Genomic DNA, 18,736 nt, shown 5'->3' on the forward strand with positions numbered 1-18,736 from the left:
GGGCTATTTGCCGGTTTTCCTGCGATTGCGCTTGGCCAGCACGTTGAAGAACTCCACCGCCGCCGAGAACGCAATCGCGAAATAGATGTAGCCGCGCGGAATGTGGAATCTGAATCCGTCCGCAACCAGCGCGACGCCGATCAGCACCAGGAACGCCAGCGCGAGCATTTTCGTGGTCGGATGTTCCGCCACGAATCGCGACACCGGCCCGGACGAAATGTACATGATCAGGCAGGCGATCACGACCGCCGCGATCATGATCTCGATGTCCTGCGCCATGCCGATCGCGGTGATGATCGAGTCCAGCGAGAACACAATGTCGATCACGATGATCTGGACGATCACCCAGAAGAAGGCGCGGCCGGCGGATTTCTGATCGCCCTCGCCGTCATCGGCTTCGACCTCGGCGTGGATCTCGTGCGTCGCTTTCGCGATCAGGAACAGGCCGCCGCCGATCAGGATGAGATCGCGCCACGAGAAGTCGTAACCCGAAAACGAGAACACCGGCGCGGTCAGGCCGATCAGCCAGACCAGCACGCTGAGCAGGATGATGCGGAAGATCAGCGCCAGCGCGAGTCCGATCTGGCGGGCGCGGTGCGCCTGCGGCTCGGGAATGCGCGAGACGATCACCGACAGGAAGATGACGTTGTCGATGCCGAGCACGATCTCGAGCGAGGTCAGGGTCAGCAGCGCGGCCCAGGCCTCTGGGCTGGTGATCAGATGCATCATGCCAAGGATCTTGCCAAGGATCTTGCGAAGCGGATCAACGCGTCGCTGAAGCTGATCCAGAGCGCGATCGCGCACAGCGCAACCGTCACGCCGGTGTCGACGCGAAAATCCATCTTCAGTGCGTAGAGGGAGAGCACGGCCCAGACCGCGATCAGCGACATGGTCAGCCAGCGCAGCCGCACGACGCGGACCGGATGCAGCACATGGAACGGCACGAAGGTCAGCACCACCAGGGCTGCGACCAGCAGCGTCGACCATAGCGGCGGCCAGTGCAGCAGGAACAGGTAGAACGCCGCCGCATTCCACAGCGCCGGAAAACCGCGGAAATGATTGTCGTCCGCCTTCATGCGCAGATCGGCGAAATACAACGCGCTGGTGACGATGATGGCGATGCCAAGCAAGGGTGCCGCGACCGGCAGCAGCAAGCCGCTGGCCACGATCGCATAGGCCGGCACGAAGACATAGGTGACGAAGTCGACCACGAGATCGAGCACATCGCCCGACCAGTTCGGCTGTACATCCTTGACCCTCAGCAGGCGCGCGATGGGGCCGTCGATCGCGTCGATGATCAGGGCGACGCCGAGCCACTGGAACATCCCGGCCCAGTGCTCGCGCACGGCCTCCAGCATCGCCAGCAGCGCGATGGCCGCGCCGAAGGCGGTGAAGACGTGCACCGAGAAAGCCGCCGCGCGCATCGCCGGTCTCGGCTTCAGGGAATCCTCGTGGGTATCCATGGCTCCTGCTATCAGAACGAGACCAGTTTGCACATAAGCCATTGCGGCGCCCGGTCGCACAATTCGTCATAAAATCAGGGAAATATAGGTGGGCTTGAATTTGCCGCTGGGCGTGTCAAATGTCGTTCCATGACAGACGCATCGACACTTTTTGACGCAGCCGTGATCGGCGGCGGACCGGCGGGACTTGGCGCGGCCATTGCGCTGGCCCAGGCGGGCGCGCGGACAGCGCTGGTGGCGCGGCGCCTGCCCTATGCCGACAACCGCACCACCGCGCTGTTGGGCGCCTCCGTCGATCTGCTGGAAAGCCTCGACGTCTGGCCGCGCTGCAAGGACAAGGCGGCAGCGCTCGAGGTCATGCGGCTCGTCGACGACACCGGCCGGCTGTTCCGCAGCCCCGAGGTGCGGTTCTCCTGTCACGAGATCGCGCTCGACGCGTTCGGCTACAACATCGACAACCGCTCGCTGATGCTGGCGCTGGAAGAGCGCGCCGCCGAGCTGCCGGGGATCGTCCGTTTCGACGACGAGGCCGAGAACGTCGTCATCGAGGCCGACGACGTCGCGATCCGCACGACGTCCGGGCAATTCCTCACGGCCCGGCTCGTGGTCGGCGCCGATGGCCGGCGCTCGCTGTGCCGGGAGGCCGCCGGCATCGCGGTGACGCGGCGCGAGCTGACGCAAACCGCGCTGACCTTCAATGTCGGCCACGCGCGGCCACATCGCAATGTCTCGACCGAGTTCCACACGCCCCACGGTCCCTGCGTGTTCGTACCCCTGCCCGGCGACCGCTCCAGCGTCGTCTGGGTCTCGGCACCCGCGGAGGCCGAACGGCTGCGTGGATTGAGCGACGCGGAGCTGGCAGCCGCGGTCGAGAAGCAGTCGCATTCGATCCTCGGCCGCATAAGCGTCGCGCCCGGGCGCAACCTGTTCCCGCTGGCGATCGAACGTCCCAAATCCTTTGGCCGCGACCGTATCGCGCTGGTCGGCGAAGCCGCCCACGTGGTGCCGCCCATCGGCGCCCAAGGCCTCAACCTCGGCCTGCGCGATGCCGCCGATATCGCGCGCCTTGCGGGAGAAGCTATCGCTGCCGGCGAGGATCCCGGCGCGGACGACGTGCTCAAGCGCTACGACCGGGCACGGCGGCCCGACATCCTGAGCCGGACCTTTGCGATCGACATCGCCAACCGCTCTCTGCTCAACGATTTCCTGCCGCTCCAGCCGGTCCGCGCCGTCGGCATGCACCTGCTCGGCGCCATCGGCCCGCTCCGGCGCTTTGCGATGCGCGAAGGCCTGACGCCGACCTGGCGGAAGTGATCAGGCGGCACCGGCGAGGTACGAATTTCGGTCGGATCGATCTGGCCGCAGGCTCGTCCGACCTTCGGCTTGCGGGACTTGGCCAAGTCCGCAAATCCCGATTGATGCGCAATCACAATCCATCTAGTAACAGTTGCATTGTCATAAACAACAGCATTTTTTGCTTGTTGAGGGCGGTGTGCGTATCCCTAAAATAATCATCGCTAGGCAGAAATCGGGTGGGTCATCGCTTTCAGCCAAAGAGCAGATCGAAGAAAACCAGCTTCGTCAGATACATGACTACACTAGGCACAGCTTCCAAACATTTGTTAGCTGGTTCACGGTGTTTGCGACGGTCAACTACGTCGCCTTTGGCTGGATGGTCTCGGTGTCAAACTCGAGCTCATCGACGTCCCCGTTGGTTTCTCCACTGGCTTTGCCCGTTGCTTCGGTTTTCGCCCTTCAAAACGTGCTGGCCTACCTTGGGGCAAATCGAGCCAAGGAGGCCCTTCGGGGGCTGGATCGGAAGGCGAAGGATCTGGAGCATCACGGTGAGATAATTCCGATCGACTCCTATGTTCGCCTGATAGTCCTGATGCGAAGCGGCATTGCCGCCACGGGCATTCTTTGGCTTGGAGTTATCCTTTTCGCGTGCGCGGACTTGAGATTGCATTGGCCGCCGGGATGGCTTCCGGTCGTGATGGAAGTTTGGCAGCCGTTGCGGTCGCTGTTTCACTGACGCCTGACGCTCGATTGTCCTAGCTCTGCGACGCGCTCACGGAAAAGCCAGCCGCCCCGTCTGGATCGCCCACATCACGCTGGTCAGCGTGACCACGGACGCAAACGTCCCGAGCAGAACGGCGACAGATGCGGATTCGATCCAGGCATCGTTTTGCCGGGCGATCACGAACACGTTCAACGCCGGCGGCAGCGACGCCATCAGCACGGCGGTCGCGGCCCAAGGCTGCGCGAACGGACCGAACGCCAGCATCAGGCCGAACGCCGCGAGCGGATGGATCAGGAGTTTTACTGCGATCACGCCCGGCACTTCCCAGGGCACGCGATCGAACGGGCGAAGCGCCACGGTGACGCCGAGCACGAACAATGCGGTCGGAGCCGCCGCGTTCTGGAGGAAGGTGATGGTGCGGTCGAGCGCGACCGGCATCTGGATATGCAGCGACGCGAAGGCCGCGCCAAAGCAGGCCGACATGATCAGAGGGTTGAGCACGATCTGTTTCAGCACGATGCCGAAGGCGTGCACGATCGAGGGATGGTCGCGGTCGGACAGCTCGATCAGCAGCGGCACGATCGTGAACAGGAAGATGCTGTCGCAGCAGAAGATCAGCGCGGTCGGCGCCGACGCCTTGGTCCCGAGCACGGCGAGCGCCAGCCCGGGGCCCATATAGCCGATATTGCCGTAGCCGCCCGAGAGGCCGGCGAGCGTCGCCTCGCGCAGCGTCAGACGGCCAAGAATCTTGCCGACGACGAGCGCGAGCGTGAACGCCGTAACCGTCGCCAGCGTGGTCGCGACCAGGAACGGCGGGTTGTTCAATTCCGAGAACGGCGTCTTCGACATGATCGCAAACAGCAGTGCCGGCAGCGACACGTAGAGCAGGAAGAAGTTCATCCAGGCGAGGCCCGATTCCGGCAGGGATTTGACCTTGCCGCACGCGAAACCAACGAAGATCAAGCCGAAATAAGGTAGTGCCAGATTGAGGATATCGACCATTGATGAAGCGTTTTCTGAAGTTTTGGGGGCTATCCGCCCCTTAAGCGCAGGCTAATTCCAGATGAGGGCACTAGCATCGGCCACAATCCTGGTCTATCGACGGAGGATGATTAAAGCGCGGACCGCCAAATTCCAGATCGGACAGGTCGTGCGTCACCGGATCTTCTCGTTCCGGGGCGTGATCTTCGACATCGATCCGGAATTCAACAACACCGAGGAGTGGTGGCTGTCGATCCCCGAGGAGGTGCGGCCCCACAAGGACCAGCCGTTCTATCACCTGCTCGCGGAGAACGCTGAGTCCGAGTACGTCGCCTATGTCTCCGAGCAGAACCTGCTGCCCGACGAGTCCGGCGAGCCGATCCGCCATTCCCAGGTCGCCGAGATCTTCATCAAGGACAAGACCGGCGGTTATCGCCCACGCAACCCGTCGTTGAACTGAGATTCGCCGCGGGCAAGCGGCCAGCAAAAAAGGCGCTCGAAATGAGCGCCTTTTTCATGTCCGGGATTTGGTCCCGATTACTTCGGTGCGGTCGGAGCGGCGCCGGGGACACCACCACCCTGCTCGAGCTTCTTGCGCTGCTCGTCAGCTTTCTTCTGAAGCTCTTCCTGGAGCTTCTTCTGGTTTTCCTCGAACACCTTCGGATCGGTCGGCGGACCGTCATAGGCCTTCTGGAATTCGCCGGCGAGCGGCAGCGGCAGCGTCAGCGGCGCGCCGTTGGCATTGATCGCCTGAACAACCAGGTTCTGGCCCTTCTTCATGCTGGCGATGAACTCGGGCGTGGCCTCGTAGTCGGACATGCAACCGTTCTGGAAGCAGATCACATACGGGCTCTGCAGCGGCGGATTGCTGTCCACGATGATGCGGGTGCCGTGCACGAGCTGCATGCCGAGCGGCAGCGTCACGCGCAGGATCTTCTTGGGCTCGCCTTCCGGCTCGATGATGACGGCGGCGATGACCGGCTGGCCCGACTCGATGCGGCCGTCCTTGCCGGTGAAGCAGACCTGCTTGGCGTTGGCGTCCTGGCCCTTGAGGCAGAACTTGGTCCAGGGGGCGTAGATCAGCTGGATCTGCTGGTCGGCAGGCTGGGCTGCGCCCTGCTGAGCCGGGGCGCCGGCGGGGGGCGCCTGCTGGGCGGGAGCCTGAGCGGCCGGTGCCGGTGCCGGCGCCTTGGGCGCAGCCTTGGGAGCTGCTTTCGGGGCCGCCTTGGGCGCGGCGGGCGCGCCCGGAGCCGGCGCGGGGGTCTGGGCTTCGGCGGCAAACGGAACGGCCAACACCGTCGCCGTCAACAGGGCGAGAAGTCGCCCGCGCGGCCGGACGGACGCGGCCAAATAACGGAAATTCATTGCAGAAAACCCTTTCTGAACGGGAAGCGCCCGAACCGCTCCGAAACGCCGAACCAAGCCGCTTGGGCGCGGCTCTCTCCCCGTCAATTGAGGCAGATAAGTGACGGGCTCGGCGCTCTTGCGCGATTGCGTGCCTTCTTAACGTGGCCGACGAAAAGATCAATGCCGACAAGCGTCTTTGACCGCGCCTTGAACCGCTCCTTGGCCTGCTCCCAGTAAAACTCCCTGTGATAGGATTCAGGCGCCGCCGATCCTCGAATCACCGTGTGCCGATGTTCATGTTCCAGCGCCTCGTCGAGGGCCCCGGTATCCGCCTTTGCGTCCTTGCCTTCGCGCTCGCGGCTGGGCTTCCGGCTGGTGGCGCGCGCGCCGAGCCGGCCCATGCCATCGCCATGCACGGCAAGCCGGCGCTATCAGCCGATTTCACCCACATGCCCTACGCCAACCCGGATGCCCGCAAGGGCGGCCGGCTGACCTGGGGCATTCTCGGCACCTTCGACAGCCTCAATCCCTTCATCGTGAGGGGATTGGCCGTGCAGCAGATGCGGAGCTACGTCGTCGAAAGCCTGCTGGCGCGCGGCCAGGACGAGCCGTTCACGCTCTACGGCCTGCTCGCCAAGTCGGTCGAGACCGACGACGATCGGACCTTCGTCACGTTCCACCTTGACCCCCGCGCCCGCTTCTCCGACGGCGGACCCGTGCTCGCCGAGGACGTGCTGTTCTCCTGGCAGCTCCTGCGCGACCACGGCCGCCCGAACCTGCGGCAATACTATGCCAAGGTCGCCAGGGCCGAGGCGACCGATCCGCTCACCGTCCGCTTCGACCTCACCGGGGCCAATGACCGGGAGCTGCCGCTGATCCTCGGCCTGATGCCGATCCTGCCGAAGCACGCGGTCGATGTCGCGACCTTCGAGGAGACGTCGTTGACGGGCCCGATCGCCTCGGGTCCCTATCGCGTCACAGCGGTGAAGCCCGGCGCCAGCGTCACGCTGACGCGCAATCCCGATTATTGGGGCCGCGATCTGCCGGTCAATCGCGGGCTCTACAATTTCGACGAGGTCAGGCTCGACTATTTTCGCGAGGCCAACGGCCAGTTCGAGGCCTTCAAGCGCGGCCTGTACGATTTCCGCGTCGAGAGCGAGCCGCTGCGCTGGCACGACGGCTACGATTTTCCCGCGGCGAAGAATGGCGAGGTGATCCGCGACACCGTCAAGCCCGGCGTACCGCAGCCGTCCGAATTCCTGGTCTTCAACACCCGCCGTCCAATCTTCGCCGACATCCGCGTACGCCAGGCCCTGACGCTGCTGTTCGATTTCGAGCTGGTCAACCGCAACTATTTCTTCTCGCTCTATTCGCGGGTCGCCGGCTATTTCGCCGGCTCGGACCTGTCGGCCTATGGCCACCCAGCGGACGCGCGCGAGCGCGAGCTGCTCAAGCCGTTCGCCGCGCAAATTGCGCCCGATATCATGGACGGCAGCTATCGACTGCCTGTAACGGACGGATCGGGGCGCGACCGGACCACGCTGCGCGCGGCGTTAAAACTGCTGTCGGAGGCCGGTTATGACCTGGACGGCACCGTGCTGCGCAACCGCGTGACGAAAGCCCCCTTCGCCTTCGAGATGCTGGTGACGACCCGCGACCAGGAGCGCGTCGCGCTCGCCTTCCAGCGCGACCTCAAGCGCGCCGGCATCGAGCCGAGCGTGCGCGCGGTCGATCCCGTCCAGTTCGACCAGCGCCGGCTCGCCTACGAATTCGATATGATCCAGAATCGCTGGGACCAGTCGCTGTCGCCCGGCAACGAGCAGTATTTCTATTGGGGCAGCGCTGCCGCCGGCAATCCGGGCACCCGCAACTACATGGGCGCCAGGGATCCGGCGGTCGATGCCATGATCGGAGCCCTGCTGGAGGCCCGTGATCATACGGCTTTCGTCTCGGCGGTGCGGGCGCTCGACCGCGCCTTGATCGCGGGCTTCTACACAATCCCACTGTTTAACGTATCCGAGCAATGGATCGCGCGCTGGAATCGGATAGAACGGCCAGAGGCTACCGCGCTGTCCGGCTATCTGCCGGAGACCTGGTGGTCGAAGGGGGAGCCTTAGGGCCAGTCAAGCGAAGTGACGCCGTGAACCAGCCAGCAATATCGCCGACGCTCGACACGCTGTTCCAGCGCACGCTGACGCGGCAGCCGCATGCGCCCGCTTTGCTCGATCCCCTCAACAAGGCGCGCGTGACCGGGCACCAGCCGCGGCGCCTGAGCTATGCCGAGGCCGATACCGCCATCGAGGCGCTGTCGGCCTATTTCGTCGAATCGGGTCTGCCGGCCAATTCGGTCATTGCAATCCAGTTGCCCAACACGGTCGAGTTCGTGCTGACCGTGCTCGCCGCCCATCGCGCCGGCCTCGTCGTCGCCGTGCTGCCGCTGCTGTGGCGCCATGCGGAACTGACCGCCGCGCTCAACCGCACCGCGGCGCGCGCCATCGTCACCATGAGCAGGGTCGACGGCGTCAGCTATGCCGACCTCGCGATGCATGCCGCGGCGGAAGCTTTTTCGATCCGCCATGTCTGCGGCTTCGGTACCGACCTGCCCGAAGGCATGGCCGCGCTCGACGACGTCCTGGCCCGCCCGCCCGGCACCACGCGCGCCGTGATCCAGGACGGACGCAAGGCGGCGATGATCTCCTTCGACGTCACGGCGGAGGGTTTTCGTCCGGTGCCGCGGCCGCATTTCAGCCTGATCGCCGGCGGGCTCGCGATGTCGCTCGAAGCCGACATCAAGCAGGGTGCGACCGTGATGACGGCGTTCACGCCGATGTCGTTTGCGGGGCTCGCCTCCTCGCTCGCGGTGTGGCTGCTCTGCGGCGGCACGCTGGCGCTGCATCATCCGTTCGAGAACGACGTGCTGGAGCAGCAGATCAACGAGCATGAATGCGAGGTGCTGATCGCGCCCGCTCAGCTTGCGCTGCGGCTCGGCGATTCCGACCTTGCGGCGCGGATGCCGAGCCTGCGCAACGTCATCGGCCTATGGCGCGCGCCCGAGCAGGTGGCAACGAGCGAGGCCTGGACCGCGCGGCATGCGCCGCTGACCGATGTCTATCTGTTCGGCGAGGCCGGCTTGTTCGGCGCCCGCCGCGGCGAGGACGGAATGCCTGTGCCCGTCATGCCCGGGGCGCACGGTGCCCCGCGTGAGCAATCGGGCTCCTCCATCGCCGGCGAGATCCTGCTGACGCCGAAGGGCACGCTCGGCCTGCGTGGAGCGATGGCGCCGATCGCGGCCTACGCGCCGCCGCAGCCGGTCGGCGACACGCTGATCGCGCAGCCGCCGCGCGACTATGTCGACACCGGCTATGCCGCGCGGCTGGACCGCCCGAGCGGCGCGATCTGCATCACCGCGCCACCCTCCGGCATCATGGCTGTCGGAGGCTACCGCTTCCTGTCCAACGACCTGCAGGAATGGGCGCGCCGGCTCGGCCAGGGTGCCCTGCTCACCGCGCTGCCCGACCGCCTCTCCGGTCACCGGCTCGCAGGCCGGGCCCAGGACAACGCCCGCGCCCGCGAGGCGCTCAACGAGCTCGGGCTTAACCCCCTGATGGTCGAGGCTTTTCGCGACCGCTCCGGGCCGGTCTAGGCGCAGTTTCGACCCATCCATTGACGCTGCATTAAGGCGACCGGACTAGATTGCGCGGCATCTGTTGCGTGATCAGAGTGTCCTTGATGTCCCAGGCGGGCCCGATCCTGTTTGTGTCCAATGTCGAGCGGCCGCCCTTCATTGCGGCGCTGGACGAGGCTCGACTTTTCCCCGTGGTCGACACCGACTGGGCCAGCGCGGCGCGTGCGGTCGAGCAGGTGCAGCCGGCCGCGGTCCTTGCCGCCATGAACAGTGGACATGAGCCGTATCTGGCCCTGCTCGCCAGGAAGATCGCCGATCAATCGCCTTACCTTCCCTTCGTGGCGTTGGACGCGGCGGGGATGCTGCCGCACAACGCCCTGCCCTTCACCTCACGCGGCGGCAATTCCGATCGCCTGATCGCGCGGCTCCGCGCCGCGCTGCGCATCCGCACCCTTCATGCGACCGTGCTGCGACGGCTGCCGGAAGTGAAAGTCGCGCTGCCCGAGAGCGATCCCGCACGCGACGCAACCGTGCTCCTGGTCGGCCGCGGCGCAGCCTATCCCGCGCTCTCCGTCGCGCTCGGCGAACGCGTCGGCGTCGTCGGCGCGCTCTCGATCGAGGCCGCCGCAAAACATCTCAACACCCGCGATCTCGACGGCGTCGTGCTCGCCGAAGGCTTTACCCCGCGCGTCACCGATGCCTTCCTCACGGTGCTCGCCGAGGACACCCGTTTTCGCACTCTCCCCGTGATCGTCACCGCGCACCAGCTCACGCAGAGCTACGATTTGCCCAATCTCGAGCTGATCCCGGGCGAGCCGGCAAGGGTCGCCGCCAACGCGCTGCCGCTGATCCGCCAGCACGCGATGGAATCCCAGCTGAGCCGCACGCTGCGCTCGATCGATGCCGGCGGCTGGCTCGATCCGCGCAGCGGCCTGCTCACCACGGAAGCCTTTGCCCGCGATTTTGCCAAGGCAGTCGAGCAGGCGCTGGCCCGCGGCGGCGGCCTGTCGGTGGCGCGCTTCGCCTTCGATCCCAATAATCCCCGCGCCCAGCTCGATGCCGCGCGCATTCTCAGCCGCCTGATGCGGCAGATGGATTTTGGCGCGGCCGAGAGGGACGGCTCGGTGATCGTCGTGTTCGCGGAGACCGATTTCCGAACGGCGCACATGATCGCTCGCCGCCTCTCCGCGGTGATGCGGCACACCTCCAACGGCAAGCACGAGATGCGCAGCGATCCCGTGGTCAGCGTGGACTCGCTGTCGCCGTCGGACACGGCGCGGTCGCTGCTGGCCCGGCTGTCGGCCGACGCATCGCGCGCGGCGTCCTGAAGCAGTCGTCAACGAACCTTAGCTAAGTTCAACCCTCGTCCGACCGCTCCGGGCGGATAGCCAAGCGCTAATCAACATACTGATTACATATACGCACGAATTCCCCATCGAACGACCAGTCCTTCCGCCATTCCTCGTTGGCGCTCCTGAGTTGTGAGCGCACGGCCTCATCTTTCAGCCCACATTTGACCTTGATCAAATTGAGAGCGATTAGACTACTGTTTGGGAAATCCAGATTCAATTTGCTGAGAATTTCTTTGGCCTCCGCGTACTGGCCAGCCCTGAAGTATGCATAACCTAAGAAATGTTTCGTTTCAGCGTCGTCATCGGCTAGCTGCAATGACTTTATGTACTGAGAAATAGCGCCCTCAATATTATCTCCAATAAGCTTGTTTCTACCGTTTTGTTTGAGTTGCTCCGCCTCGTTGGGCGCAAGTTCGACTTTCAGGGGAGAAGCCATTGCCTGCACTGCAAAGTAAAGTGCAGTCTCCGGTGCTCGTATGCCGTAAGCTTCAATTGGCTCCCTGACTCTGAGGGAAAATTCTATCGACCGAAATCCCGGAGTGTCGATCTGAATCCTAAACAGCCTTCCGTATGTTTGAACAAGCGGAATACGAAAACTTCTGATCCTGAAAATTGAAATCGGCTCGTATGACCGCTCGTTTCGAATTGTCACAATGGATTCTGGCATTACAGCCATATTTTGTAGATTCTTGAGAACCACGTACGCTGTGCCTGCTGGAGCAGCATCATCTTCGGGTTGGCCATTCGCGGCAAAGGCGCTTTCGAAAATTAGCGAGGAAGACTTTTGCTTTGTTAGCAACGTTCCGCCCTGTACCGCGGTCACATCCGCGATTTGATTGATCGTGCCCGGAGTGACAACACTAAATGCTGCCAGCAAAGCGCAAGATCTCAGGAAAGCTTCTGCTCGATCTTTGAGCTCGAACAGCCAGCAAACAAACAAACTTGCTAGAACGACGAAGAAGATTGCGATTAAGATAGGGCTCGGTCCAGGCGGAGGGGATCCGCTTGGAAAACACAATTTTCCCAAACCATTTGCGAGCTTGAATATAGTTCCGTCATTCGGATTCTTTGTAAAATCGATAATGCTTATAAGGGCACCGGAGCCCGCGCCAGCCGCAACTAACTCCCACCTCGTAGGCTTACGCGGCGACTGCGCAACAACATCTGACATTTCAGCCCCAAAAACGAAAAAGGCTCGTTGAACCTTCCGTATCCAACACCCTGTAATAAACATCGTAACACTAGCACTACGTCCGTAGACAATGCCATATCCTCCGACTGCGCAAAAGAAGGGTGGTCACTATGGACATGCTTGTAAAGCTCTACAGCCTCCCGAAATCCGATGAAGCCTTCGCAGCTCTAACCCGCACCGGAATCGGTATTCGGCGTTCCCTGCCCCCGGAGAAGCATAAAGTCGTTAGCTGGGTGCTGAAGCAATTCGGTCCAGGATGGGCAAGTGAGGTGGAGATTGCCTTCTCTCACCAACCTGTCGGCTGTTTTGTCGCTTACGAAAGGACTAAGTTGCTTGGCTTCGCCTGCCACGATGCAACTTGCGCAAATTTCTTCGGTCCAACAGGCGTCGATCCGTCGGCTCGAAATTGTGGAATTGGCAAAGCGCTGCTATTTGCATGTCTGGGGGCGATGAAACATCAAGGTTTTGCGTACGCTATCATCGGAGGCGTGGGGCCGACAGAGTTTTACTCGAAAGTTGTAGGAGCGATCGCCATCGAGGGGTCTGAGCCTGGCATCTACAGTGGACTGTTGTCATAGGTGCAAATCGCTCAGCAGGCGCTGGCCCGCGGCGGCGGCCTGTCGGTGGCGCGCTTCGCCTTCGATCCCAATAATCCCCGCGCCCAGCTCGATGCCGCGCGCATTCTCAGCCGCCTGATGCGGCAGATGGATTTTGGCGCGGCCGAGAGGGACGGCTCGGTAATCGTCGTATTCGCCGAGACCGATTTCCGCACGGCGCACATGATCGCTCGCCGCCTCTCCGCGGTGATGCGGCACACCTCCAACGGCAAGCACGAGATGCGCAGCGATCCCGTGGTCAGCGTGGACTCGCTGTCGCCGTCGGACACGGCGCGGTCGCTGCTGGCCCGGTTGTCGGCCGACGCATCGCGCGCGGCGTCGTAGTCATCCGCCGGCGCTAGCCGCCATTCGTCCCTGGTCGCGCGTTGGTCGCCAGAGCGGGCGTGGCGAGTAGAAAGCCAACGGTCTCGCTCAGGCGTTCGTAGGCACGGTCGACGATGTCGTCCAGGGATATCGTCTTGGCAAACATTCGTTGTGCTTCAGCCAGCAGCTGGTCGCGCGTCGGCATGCTCGACAGACGCAGATCGGCACGTTGCTGCAACAGCGCGATCGCGTCCCGCACCGACAATTCGGTCTCGTGGATCGACGTCCTGATCGCAAGCGCGATGTGTTCCGGATTGAAGCGAGCGGCGAGCTGCTCGGCCGCCTGCTTGACGACGCGCGATCCCAACCGATGCTCGTTGCGCAGGACCTGACTGGGCGGCATCTTCAAATCCCGGACGATCCCGAGCCAGGACAGGGCCACCAGGATATAATAGGTGAAGTCAATCTCGTACCAGTAGAAGCCCTGCCGGGCGCTGGCCTGATAGGCGTGGTGATTGTTGTGCCACCCCTCGCCCATCGTGAAGAAAGCGAGCAGCCAGTTGTTGCGGGAATCGTCACCCGTCACATACCGCCTGCGCCCATGAACATGTGCGAGGGAGTTGATGCAGAACGTGGCGTGATACACCAGCACGGTGCTCCAGAGGAATCCGACCACGAGTCCCGACCACCCGGCGATCAGGAAACAGAGACCCGCGAGCACGAATGCCGGAAGAAGCTCCAGCCTGTGCAGCCACATCAACTCGGGATAGGCCGCCAGATCCGACACTTTCACGAGATCAGTCGCATCATGCTGCCGGTAGAAGATCCAGCCGAGATGACTGTAGACGAAGCCCTTGTGCCGGGGCGAATGCACGTCATGCGCCGTATCGGAATGAAGATGGTGATGGCGATGTTTGGCAGCCCACCAGAGCACGCTCTTCTGGGCGCTGCTCTGGGCAAGGAAGGCGAGGATGAATTGAAACACCCGGCTGGTCGCATAAGCCCGATGCGAGAAGTACCGATGATATCCGGCGGTGACCGCAAACATGCGCAACCAGTACAGAACCGCGCAAATTGTGACGGCCTGCCACGAGATGCCCGACCAGATCGCCGCGACGCATCCTGCGTGGACCAATATGAACGGCAGAACCTGCGGATACATGACGTCGTCGTGTTCGTCGTCGTGGCTCTGGCCTGAATCGATATTGACAGACACGCTCGCGACCTCAGCTGTCGGCGGGCCACCCCGCAATTGGTGTAAAAAAACCCGCGACCGGTAAACCAGACGCGGGTCGAAACAACCAGAAGCTCTGCCAGTACATCCGTGGTCAAAGCAACATAGTGCTGATTGCGGCAGCCTATTCGGCGCGCAGATTATCGGCAGCAGACTTGCCGGTCCGGCGGTCCGCGACGATTTCGAAGGAAACCTTCTGCCCCTCGTTGAGGGTGCTCAAACCGGCGCGTTCAACGGCGCTGATATGAACGAAAACATCCTGGCTTCCCTGGTCCGGCTGAATGAAGCCGAAACCCTTTTGGCTGTTAAACCACTTCACAGTTCCCGTCGTCATGGGGTCGTCCTTTAAGAAAGATATGGTTTTAGAACTGCACTCAAGAGCACAGTCGGAGAATTCGAGATCTGGAGGGAGGGTCGTCAGTCAGGCACGCTATAAGCGGCCAGGCCAAGTCGTTCGGCCGAAACTCGATCGGGCTAATATGCCTGCTGTTCGCTCATTCCGCAAGGGGCCATATGTCGCTGTTTTCGGACCCAGATACCGCCTCGATGCCCTGGAGGTCAGGGTTTTGGCTCTGCGGGGCGGGATTTCACGCTGCGCTGCATCTGGAACCGGATGGCTCGGCTATGCCGCCTTCTTGCTCCCAGCGAGCTGCGCCAGTTGCCGCATGATCTCGGTGGTGCCGGCGAGGCGCTCTTCCGGCGTCTCCCAGTCCTGCAGGAACACCACCTTCATGTCGGGCCGCACCTTGGCAGCCTGGCCATGGCTCTTGATGAACGACACCAGCCGTTCGGGATCGGCGAAGGAATTGTCGCGGAAGGAGATGACGGCACCCTTCGGGCCGGCGTCGATCTTGCCGACATTGGCCCGGCGGCAGAACGCCTTGATCGCGGCGACCTTGAACAGATAGCGCACCTCGTCCGGCAGCACGCCAAAACGGTCGCGCATCTCCGCGCCGAAATTCTCGATCTCTTCCTCGCTGTCGAGGTCGGCCAGACGCCGGTACAGCGACAGCCGCACCGAGAGGTCGCCGACGTAATCCTCGGGGATCAGCACGGGCATGCCGATCGTGATCGACGGCGACCAGCGGTCGGCAGCGGGCTCGGAGACGCCGGCCTTGAGGTTGACAATCGCCTCCTCCAGCATCGACTGATAGAGCTCGAAGCCGACCTCCTTGATGTGGCCGGACTGCTCCTCGCCGAGCAGATTGCCGGCGCCGCGGATGTCGAGGTCGTGCGAGGCAAGCTGGAAGCCGGCGCCGAGCGTCTCCAGCGATTGCAGCACGGTGAGCCGGCGCTCGGCTTGTGCCGTGATCTTCTGCTGCGCCGGCAGCGTGAACAGCGCATAGGCCCGCAGCTTGGAGCGGCCGACGCGGCCGCGCAACTGATAGAGCTGGGCAAGGCCGAACATGTCGGCGCGGTGCACGATCAGCGTGTTGGCGTTGGGGATATCGAGGCCGGATTCCACGATGGTGGTGGACAGCAGGATGTCGAACTTGCCGTCGTAGAACGCGGTCATGATGTCCTCGATGACCGCGGGCGGCATCTGCCCGTGCGCGACCGCGACCTTCATCTCCGGCACGTTCTTGTCGAGGAAATCCTTGACCTCGGCGAGATCGTCGATGCGCGGCACCACGTAGAACGCCTGGCCGCCGCGATAACGCTCGCGCAGCAGTGCCTCGCGGATCATCAAGGGATCATGCGGGGCGACGAAGGTGCGGACCGCGAGGCGATCGACCGGCGGTGAAGCAATGATCGAGAGCTCGCGGACGCCCGTCAGCGCCAATTGCAACGTGCGCGGGATCGGCGTTGCCGACAGCGTCAGCACGTGCACCTCGGCGCGGAGCGCCTTCAGCCGCTCCTTGTGAGTGACGCCAAAATGCTGCTCCTCGTCGACGATGACGAGTCCGAGGTCGCGGAACTTGATCGCCTTGCTCAGCAGCGCATGGGTGCCGACGACGATGTCGACCGAGCCGTCGGCGATCCCCTTCTTGACCTCGTTGAGCTGCTTGGTCGGAACCAGGCGCGACGCCTGCGCCACGTTCACCGGAAAGCCCTTGAAGCGCTCGGTGAAGGTCCGGTGATGCTGGCGGGCCAGCAGCGTGGTCGGCACCACGACAGCGACCTGCTTGCCTTCGAGTGCAACGGCAAAAGCCGCGCGCAACGCCACCTCGGTCTTGCCAAAACCGACGTCACCGCAGATCAACCGGTCCATCGGACGACCGAGCTCGAGATCCTTCAGGGTGGATTCGATGGCGCCGAGCTGGTCCTCGGTCTCGTCGTAGGGGAAGCGCGCGCAGAACTCGTCGTAGACGCCCTGCTGCACCGGCATTTTTGGCGCCTCGTGCAGATGGCGCGCGGCGGCGATCTTGATCAGCTCGCCCGCGATCTCGCGGATGCGGTTCTTGAGTTTTGCCTTGCGAGTCTGCCAGCCGGAGCCACCCAGGCGATCCAGCTCGACCGTGGTCTGGTCGGAGCCGTAGCGCGACAGCAGCTCGATGTTCTCGACCGGCAGGAAAAGTTTTGCGTCCGCGGCATAATGCAGTTCGAGGCAGTCATGCGGCGCGCCGGCAACGTCGAGCGTCTGCAAGCCGATGAAGCGGCCGATGCCGTGGTCGGCATGGACGACGATGTCACCGGCCGTGAGGCTCGTCACCTCCGAGATGAAATTGTCGAGCTTGCGGCTGGCCTTGCGCGGCCGCACCAGGCGGTCGCCAAGGATGTCCTGCTCGCTGATCAGCGCAATCTCGTCGGTCTCGAAACCGCTCTCCAGGCCGAGCACGGCAAGCATGGTCTCGTTGCGCGGGGTTGCCTGCACCGTCCGCCAGCTGTTGACGCTGGTCACGGGGGTGAGCTTGTGGTCGCGCAGCATCGAAATCATACGGTCGCGCGAGCCTTCGGTCCACAGTGCGATCACGACCTTCTTGCGGCTCGTCAGCAGCCCATGCACATGAGCGACGACGGCCTCGAACACGTTGACCTTGCTGTCGTTGCGCTCCGGCGCGAAATCGCGGCCCTTGCGCGCGCCGGCATCGACGACATTGGCGCCATCGGCCGGCACCGAGAACTGCGTCAACCGCGCCAGCGGGATGTCGCCAAGACGCTTGCCCCACTCCTCTTCGGTCAAATAGAGCCGGTCGGTCGGCAGCGGCTTGTAGATCGCCCCGCCTGCCCGATGCTCCAATGCATCACGCCGGGCCTCGTAATAATCCTCGATCTGCTTGAAGCGCTCGCGGACGGCGTCCTCGGCCTGCGGCTCGATCGCGACAGCTGCGCCTTGCAGATAGTCGAACAGCGTGTCCATCCGATCCTGGAACAGCGGCAGCCAGTGCTCCATGCCGGGATGGCGTCGGCCTTCGCTGACGGCCTCATACAGCGCATCGTCCCGCTCGGGCGCACCGAACTCGGCGACATAGCCCATGCGAAAGCGGCGGATGGTGTCGGTGACGAGCTGGAATTCCGAGATCGGCACGAGATTGAGCGCGCGCATGTCCACCAGCGTGCGCTGGGTCTCGGCATCGAAGGTGCGGATCGATTCAAGGCTGTCGCCGAAGAAATCGAAGCGGACGGGCTGTTCGAGGCCCGCGGGAAAGAGGTCGAGAATGCCGCCGCGGACGGCGTATTCGCCGGGCTCGCGGACGGTCGAGGAGCGGTTGTAGCCGTTGTGTTCGAGCCAGGCGACGATGGTGTCCATCGGCACGACGTTACCGGGCGCGACCGACAGCGCCTGCGCCGCGACAAGCTCGCGCGCGGGTACGCGCTGCACGATTGCGTTCACCGTGGTCAGCACGATCAGCGGCTTATCGCTGCCGGTGAGCGAGGCCAGCCTCGCCAGCGTCGTCAGTCGCTGGGCGAGAATGCCGCCATGCGGGGAGACGCGGTCATAGGGCTGGCAGTCCCAGGCCGGAAAGGTCAGCACCGGCAGATCCGGCGCGAAAAATTGCAGCGCGCGTTCGAGCTGCTGCATCCGCGCACCGTCGCGGCAGACCACCGCAAGGCTGACAGCCGGCTTTTTCGGCCGCGCCGCAAGGGCACGCGCCAGATCGGAGACGACCAGGCCCTCGGCACCTTCCGCGACATTGGCAAGCGTCAGCGCGCGGCCGGGCGTGAGCAGCTCGGCCGGCGACTTCAAACCCGGTTTCATAAATTGCCGTCCGTAATCGGGAACGCCTTGATGCGGGCAAACAGTGCGCCGGTGACATCAGGTGGCAACAGCTTGTCACCAATGATGGCAGCATAGAGGTCCGGATCGGGCTCTTCGAGCAGGGTCTCGAGCTCGGTCAGCTCGTCATCCGACAGATTGCCGATCTCGGCATCGGCGAAACGGCCGAGGATCAGGTCCATTTCGCGCGTGCCGCGGTGCCAGCAGCGGAACAGCAGCCGCTTGCGGCGGTCGTCCAGCCCGTTGCTCGAACGTGTCGTTCCCGTCATGTCTCAGATCCAGTCAAACGCCGAAAGCCCGGGCGTGCCGGGCGGGGGTGATATAGCCATTGGAACGGCCGGTGTCAGCCCTCGATTTGGCATGGCCCGATACCCGCGTGCGGGCACGAAAAAAGCCGTGGATGCCCGGCAGAAAGCCGGGCATGACGGGGCGAAACGATCCTA

16 protein-coding genes and 1 pseudogene are annotated in these 18,736 nt (G+C 63.5%); 8 read left to right on the plus strand and 9 right to left on the minus strand.

Annotation, left to right across the window (positions count from 1 at the left end; genetic code table 11):
- Window positions 1-3 precede the first annotated feature (3 nt).
- Both BMW89_RS19185 and pcsA read right to left on the minus strand, forming a co-directional pair.
- Window positions 4-729: a TerC family protein gene (locus BMW89_RS19185; protein WP_092028575.1), complete on the minus strand. Its 726-nt coding sequence runs from the start codon at window positions 727-729 to the stop codon at window positions 4-6.
- Window positions 726-1,463 carry a phosphatidylcholine synthase gene (pcsA, locus tag BMW89_RS19190; RefSeq protein ID WP_244547628.1) on the minus strand — a complete coding sequence of 246 codons (738 nt, stop codon included), beginning with the start codon at window positions 1,461-1,463 and terminating at the stop codon, window positions 726-728. The genes BMW89_RS19185 and pcsA overlap by 4 nt, the downstream gene beginning before the upstream one ends.
- A gap of 129 nt (window positions 1,464-1,592) precedes the next feature.
- Here pcsA and BMW89_RS19195 point away from each other — a divergent pair, with 129 nt between their 5' ends.
- The gene (locus BMW89_RS19195) at window positions 1,593-2,777 is read left to right on the plus strand and encodes a UbiH/UbiF family hydroxylase (protein ID WP_092028577.1); all 1,185 of its coding nucleotides are present in this window, start codon (window positions 1,593-1,595) and stop codon (window positions 2,775-2,777) included.
- 178 nt (window positions 2,778-2,955) lie between these two features.
- Entirely contained in the window at window positions 2,956-3,495 is a 540-nt protein-coding gene (locus BMW89_RS19200; RefSeq protein ID WP_143062794.1) for a hypothetical protein, read from the plus strand.
- Window positions 3,496-3,531: 36 nt separating this feature from the next.
- Here BMW89_RS19200 and BMW89_RS19205 read toward each other — a convergent pair whose 3' ends face one another.
- Window positions 3,532-4,485, minus strand: coding sequence for an AEC family transporter (locus BMW89_RS19205; protein WP_092028579.1), 954 nt, complete (start codon window positions 4,483-4,485; stop codon window positions 3,532-3,534).
- A gap of 106 nt (window positions 4,486-4,591) precedes the next feature.
- On the opposite strand from BMW89_RS19205, the gene hspQ reads away from it, so the two are divergent.
- Complete coding sequence (gene hspQ, locus BMW89_RS19210; RefSeq protein ID WP_092028580.1) at window positions 4,592-4,924, plus strand: heat shock protein HspQ; 333 nt, start codon at window positions 4,592-4,594, stop codon at window positions 4,922-4,924.
- A 77-nt stretch (window positions 4,925-5,001) separates the two neighbouring features.
- Here hspQ and BMW89_RS19215 read toward each other — a convergent pair whose 3' ends face one another.
- Window positions 5,002-5,829 carry an invasion associated locus B family protein gene (locus BMW89_RS19215; RefSeq protein ID WP_092028581.1) on the minus strand — a complete coding sequence of 276 codons (828 nt, stop codon included), beginning with the start codon at window positions 5,827-5,829 and terminating at the stop codon, window positions 5,002-5,004.
- A gap of 272 nt (window positions 5,830-6,101) precedes the next feature.
- Here BMW89_RS19215 and BMW89_RS19220 point away from each other — a divergent pair, with 272 nt between their 5' ends.
- The 3 genes from BMW89_RS19220 (at window position 6,102) to BMW89_RS19230 (ending at window position 10,764) form a co-directional block, all read left to right on the plus strand.
- Window positions 6,102-7,928: an extracellular solute-binding protein gene (locus BMW89_RS19220; RefSeq protein WP_177196210.1), complete on the plus strand. Its 1,827-nt coding sequence runs from the start codon at window positions 6,102-6,104 to the stop codon at window positions 7,926-7,928.
- Between the two features lie 23 nt (window positions 7,929-7,951).
- The gene (locus tag BMW89_RS19225; protein ID WP_092028583.1) at window positions 7,952-9,454 is read left to right on the plus strand and encodes an AMP-binding protein; all 1,503 of its coding nucleotides are present in this window, start codon (window positions 7,952-7,954) and stop codon (window positions 9,452-9,454) included.
- Window positions 9,455-9,540: 86 nt separating this feature from the next.
- The gene (locus BMW89_RS19230; protein ID WP_092028584.1) at window positions 9,541-10,764 is read left to right on the plus strand and encodes a hypothetical protein; all 1,224 of its coding nucleotides are present in this window, start codon (window positions 9,541-9,543) and stop codon (window positions 10,762-10,764) included.
- 67 nt (window positions 10,765-10,831) lie between these two features.
- On the opposite strand, the gene BMW89_RS19235 is transcribed toward BMW89_RS19230, so the two are convergent.
- Window positions 10,832-11,959, minus strand: a complete 1,128-nt coding sequence (locus tag BMW89_RS19235) for a tetratricopeptide repeat protein (protein WP_177196169.1) — start codon at window positions 11,957-11,959, stop codon at window positions 10,832-10,834.
- Between the two features lie 131 nt (window positions 11,960-12,090).
- On the opposite strand from BMW89_RS19235, the gene BMW89_RS19240 reads away from it, so the two are divergent.
- Both BMW89_RS19240 and BMW89_RS19245 read left to right on the plus strand, forming a co-directional pair.
- Window positions 12,091-12,558 carry a GNAT family N-acetyltransferase gene (locus BMW89_RS19240; protein ID WP_092028586.1) on the plus strand — a complete coding sequence of 156 codons (468 nt, stop codon included), beginning with the start codon at window positions 12,091-12,093 and terminating at the stop codon, window positions 12,556-12,558.
- A gap of 12 nt (window positions 12,559-12,570) precedes the next feature.
- Window positions 12,571-12,921, plus strand: a pseudogene (locus BMW89_RS19245) (GGDEF domain-containing protein); the annotation flags it as partial.
- A gap of 13 nt (window positions 12,922-12,934) precedes the next feature.
- On the opposite strand, the gene BMW89_RS19250 reads toward BMW89_RS19245, so the two are convergent.
- From BMW89_RS19250 to BMW89_RS19265, 4 genes are all read right to left on the minus strand, one after another.
- Window positions 12,935-14,062 (minus strand): acyl-CoA desaturase, encoded by a 1,128-nt coding sequence (locus BMW89_RS19250; RefSeq protein WP_177196211.1) that lies wholly within the window; start codon window positions 14,060-14,062, stop codon window positions 12,935-12,937.
- 196 nt (window positions 14,063-14,258) lie between these two features.
- Complete coding sequence (locus BMW89_RS19255) at window positions 14,259-14,468, minus strand: cold-shock protein (protein ID WP_092028588.1); 210 nt, start codon at window positions 14,466-14,468, stop codon at window positions 14,259-14,261.
- Between the two features lie 288 nt (window positions 14,469-14,756).
- A complete protein-coding gene (gene mfd / locus BMW89_RS19260) occupies window positions 14,757-18,275 on the minus strand; it encodes a transcription-repair coupling factor (RefSeq protein WP_092028589.1) in 3,519 nt (1,172 codons plus the stop codon).
- Window positions 18,272-18,562 (minus strand): FAD assembly factor SdhE, encoded by a 291-nt coding sequence (locus BMW89_RS19265; protein WP_092028590.1) that lies wholly within the window; start codon window positions 18,560-18,562, stop codon window positions 18,272-18,274. Before BMW89_RS19265 ends, mfd begins: the two co-directional genes overlap by 4 nt.
- Between the last annotated feature and the right edge of the window lie 174 nt (window positions 18,563-18,736).

The sequence above is a fragment of the Bradyrhizobium sp. OK095 genome (assembly GCF_900109945.1).
GTDB lineage: Bacteria > Pseudomonadota > Alphaproteobacteria > Rhizobiales > Xanthobacteraceae > Bradyrhizobium.

Coding starts and splice junctions, on each gene's coding strand:
- BMW89_RS19230 (WP_092028584.1), top strand. CDS start 9,541: ATGTCCCAGGCGGGCCCGATCCTGTTTGTGTCCAATGTCGAGCGGCCG.
- BMW89_RS19220 (WP_177196210.1), top strand. CDS start 6,102: ATGTTCATGTTCCAGCGCCTCGTCGAGGGCCCCGGTATCCGCCTTTGC.
- BMW89_RS19235 (WP_177196169.1), bottom strand. CDS start 11,959: ATGTCAGATGTTGTTGCGCAGTCGCCGCGTAAGCCTACGAGGTGGGAG.
- BMW89_RS19215 (WP_092028581.1), bottom strand. CDS start 5,829: ATGAATTTCCGTTATTTGGCCGCGTCCGTCCGGCCGCGCGGGCGACTT.
- BMW89_RS19265 (WP_092028590.1), bottom strand. CDS start 18,562: ATGACGGGAACGACACGTTCGAGCAACGGGCTGGACGACCGCCGCAAG.
- BMW89_RS19240 (WP_092028586.1), top strand. CDS start 12,091: ATGGACATGCTTGTAAAGCTCTACAGCCTCCCGAAATCCGATGAAGCC.
- mfd (WP_092028589.1), bottom strand. CDS start 18,275: ATGAAACCGGGTTTGAAGTCGCCGGCCGAGCTGCTCACGCCCGGCCGC.
- BMW89_RS19195 (WP_092028577.1), top strand. CDS start 1,593: ATGACAGACGCATCGACACTTTTTGACGCAGCCGTGATCGGCGGCGGA.
- BMW89_RS19255 (WP_092028588.1), bottom strand. CDS start 14,468: ATGACGACGGGAACTGTGAAGTGGTTTAACAGCCAAAAGGGTTTCGGC.
- BMW89_RS19205 (WP_092028579.1), bottom strand. CDS start 4,485: ATGGTCGATATCCTCAATCTGGCACTACCTTATTTCGGCTTGATCTTC.
- pcsA (WP_244547628.1), bottom strand. CDS start 1,463: ATGGATACCCACGAGGATTCCCTGAAGCCGAGACCGGCGATGCGCGCG.
- BMW89_RS19250 (WP_177196211.1), bottom strand. CDS start 14,062: ATGTATCCGCAGGTTCTGCCGTTCATATTGGTCCACGCAGGATGCGTC.
- hspQ (WP_092028580.1), top strand. CDS start 4,592: ATGATTAAAGCGCGGACCGCCAAATTCCAGATCGGACAGGTCGTGCGT.
- BMW89_RS19185 (WP_092028575.1), bottom strand. CDS start 729: ATGATGCATCTGATCACCAGCCCAGAGGCCTGGGCCGCGCTGCTGACC.